Annotated in this window: 4 protein-coding genes; 3 read left to right on the forward strand and 1 reads right to left on the reverse strand. The window is 73.7% G+C overall.

The genetic code is table 11. The features are described 5' to 3' along the window. Positions 1 to 195 precede the first annotated feature (195 nt). The 3 genes from HGA02_RS15375 to HGA02_RS15385 all read left to right on the forward strand — a co-directional run bounded on the left by HGA02_RS15375 (position 196) and on the right by HGA02_RS15385 (position 2,349). On the forward strand, positions 196 to 711 hold the full coding sequence (locus HGA02_RS15375; RefSeq protein WP_168679921.1) for a GNAT family N-acetyltransferase: 516 nt from the start codon (positions 196 to 198) through the stop codon (positions 709 to 711). A 193-nt stretch (positions 712 to 904) separates the two neighbouring features. Beyond that, entirely contained in the window at positions 905 to 1,888 is a 984-nt protein-coding gene (locus HGA02_RS15380; RefSeq protein ID WP_168679923.1) for a TIGR03557 family F420-dependent LLM class oxidoreductase, read from the forward strand. Positions 1,889 to 1,983: 95 nt separating this feature from the next. Further along, positions 1,984 to 2,349 carry a hypothetical protein gene (locus HGA02_RS15385; RefSeq protein ID WP_168679925.1) on the forward strand — a complete coding sequence of 122 codons (366 nt, stop codon included), beginning with the start codon at positions 1,984 to 1,986 and terminating at the stop codon, positions 2,347 to 2,349. Between the two features lie 116 nt (positions 2,350 to 2,465). On the opposite strand, the gene HGA02_RS15390 is transcribed toward HGA02_RS15385, so the two are convergent. Continuing rightward, the coding region (locus tag HGA02_RS15390; protein WP_210728644.1) for an OST-HTH/LOTUS domain-containing protein at positions 2,466 to 2,802 on the reverse strand (337 nt) is incomplete at its 5' end.

Consider the following 2,802-nt stretch of genomic DNA (forward strand, 5'->3'; position numbering starts at 1 on the left):
CGACCCGCGGCCACGGCCGTCGTCAGCTGCTCGACCACGTGCCGACGCAGCGTCAGGCGCCGCCGACGCGGTGAGCGCAAGTCCCGTGGGGCGGCCGGACCACGGTCGCCCCACGGACGTGCCCGGACCCGCCGCCGCGTCAGCCGCGTGGACCTGCGGACCGTCAGGACCGGCGCCCGGGTAACGTCACGGCCCGTGACCACGACGCTCTCCGGCGGCGCCGTCCTGCGCCCCGCCCAGCCCGGTGACGAGCCCGGCATCCTCGCCTGCATCCGCGAGCTCGCGGAGTACGAGCGCGAGCCCGACGCGGTCGACACGACCGAGGCCGACCTGACGGCCGCGCTGTTCGGCGACCACCCGGCGGTGTTCGCGCACGTCGTCGAGCGGGACGCCGAGGTCGTCGGGATCTCGGTGTGGTTCCTCAGCTACTCCACGTGGACCGGCCGCCACGGCATCTACCTCGAGGACCTGTACGTCCGCGCCGACCAGCGCGGCCACGGCTACGGGCAGGCGCTGCTGCGCAACCTCGCGGCGATCGCGGTCGAGCGCGGGTACGCCCGGGTCGACTGGGCGGTGCTCGACTGGAACGCGCCGTCGATCGCGTTCTACCGCTCGCTCGGTGCGTTCCCGATGGACGACTGGACGGGCTACCGCCTCACGGGCGACGCCCTCGTCGCGACTGCTGCGCAGCCCGCGCCGCAGCGCGCCTGAACGTCCCGCCGAGGGCGGCACGGGACGGCGGGCGGCTCGACCGCGGATCGCCGGACGCGTCGACCGTCCGCGACGACGACCGGTCCAGCCGTGTCACGACGCTCCTACGCTGGGCTCGTGCAGCCCGCCCCTGACGTCGAGCCGGACGACGCCACCGGATGCGGGTCGTCGGGTCGGGTGCGACGGTCGTGAGATGACGCGATTCGGCTACACGCTCATGACCGAGCAGTCCGGCCCCAAGGAGCTCGTGCGGTACGCCGCCGCGGCCGAGGAGGTCGGCTTCGACTTCGAGGTGTCCAGCGACCACTACTTCCCGTGGCTCGACTCCCAGGGCCACTCCGGCTACGCCTGGTCGACGCTCGGCGCGGTCGCGCAGGCGACCAGCCGCGTCGAGCTCATGACGTACGTGACGTGCCCGATCCTGCGGTACCACCCGGCCGTCGTCGCGCAGAAGGCCGCGACGCTCGGGGTGCTGTCCGACGGCCGGTTCACGCTCAACCTCGGCGCCGGGGAGAACCTCAACGAGCACGTCGTCGGCGAGCGCTGGCCCGCGGTCGGCGAGCGGCACGACATGCTCGAGGAGGCCGTCGAGATCATCCGCGAGCTCCTCACGGGCGAGCGCACGACCTACGACGGCGCGTACTTCCGCGTCGACTCCGCTCGCGTGTGGGACACCCCCGACAGCCCGGTCGAGATCGGCGTGGCCGTGTCGGGCGACCAGTCGGTGCAGCGCTTCGCGCCGCTCGCCGACCACCTGGTCGCCGTCGAGCCGGACGGCGACCTCGTCGCGTCGTGGGACTCCGCCCGGCCGTCGGGCGCACCGCTGTCCCGCAAGATCGGCCAGGTGCCCATCAGCTGGGACACCTCGGAGGAGCGGGCGGTCGAGCGCGCGCACGAGCAGTTCCGGTGGTTCGCAGGCGGGTGGAAGGTCAACGCCGACCTGCCGACGACCGAGGCCTTCGAGGCCGCCAGCCAGTTCGTGCGGCCCGAGGACGTCGCCGAGCAGATCGCGTGCGGCCCCGACCTCGACGCCGCCGTCGAGTCCGTGCGCGCCTACTGGGAGGCCGGGTTCACCGACGTCGCGATCGTGCAGATCGGCGACGAGAACCAGGCCGAGTTCCTCGAGAAGGCCGCCGGACCGCTGCTCGAGAAGCTGCGCGCCGCCGCGACGTCCTGAGCGGCTGCGCGACGTCGTCGCCACCCGGCGGCGACCCGACGACGTCCGGAGCGCCCGGACGTCGAGCGACCCCCCACCCGAGAGGAGCACCACCCATGGCCGTGACCGCCTTCCAGGACCTGCCCCTCGCCGACCGCGACCGCGCGTGGGACGGCACCGCCGCCGAGAAGCGCGTGCGCGCGTGGGCCGACGCGCAGGACGAGCCGAACGCGAAGTACCGCGACGCGCACGTCTGGTACGACGCCGACGCGAAGGACAACTTCACCGCGTACAAGCTGCTGATCGCCGACGTGGTCGACGGCCGGCTGCGGGCGGTGCCGCGCGGCGTGTTCGCGGCGGCCGCCGTGATGCAGGGCTCGCGCGGAGGCGTCGACCTGCCCGACAAGGACCGCGACCGCGTGAAGAGCCACCTGGCGAAGTACTACGCCAAGCTCGACGAGACCCCGCCCTGGGAGGACTGACCCTCCGACCCACCCGCGAGAGCAATATGAACGCCGTTCCGGATGGCGGGAACGGCGTTCATGTTGCGTTCGGCGGCGTTACGGGACGCGACGGCCGGGGCCGGCGTGCGGGGGCGTCAGTAGCCCGGGCGGAGGCGGACGCGGGGCTGGTTGTCGGCCGAGCGGGCCGACTCGACGATGCTCGGGCGGTCCGCGACGAAGTCCCCGAACGACCGGTACCCGAGCGAGCGCTCGCTGAACGCCGGGTCCATGCGCGTCATCTGGTTCTTGAGCTCGCCGAACGACACCCACTCGTCGTCGGGCTTCTTGGTGCGGACCAGGCGCATCGCGCGCATGAGCAGCTGGGTCGCGGCCCGGTGGGCGGCCTTGCCGGTCCGGGCGGGCGGGCGGTCGGCGGCCTCGGCGTCCGCGTCGTCCGTCGCGTCCGTCGCAGCACTCGCCCCGGTCGTCGCG

Source organism: Cellulomonas septica (assembly GCF_012396155.1).
Taxonomy (GTDB): Bacteria; Actinomycetota; Actinomycetes; order Actinomycetales; family Cellulomonadaceae; genus Cellulomonas; species Cellulomonas septica.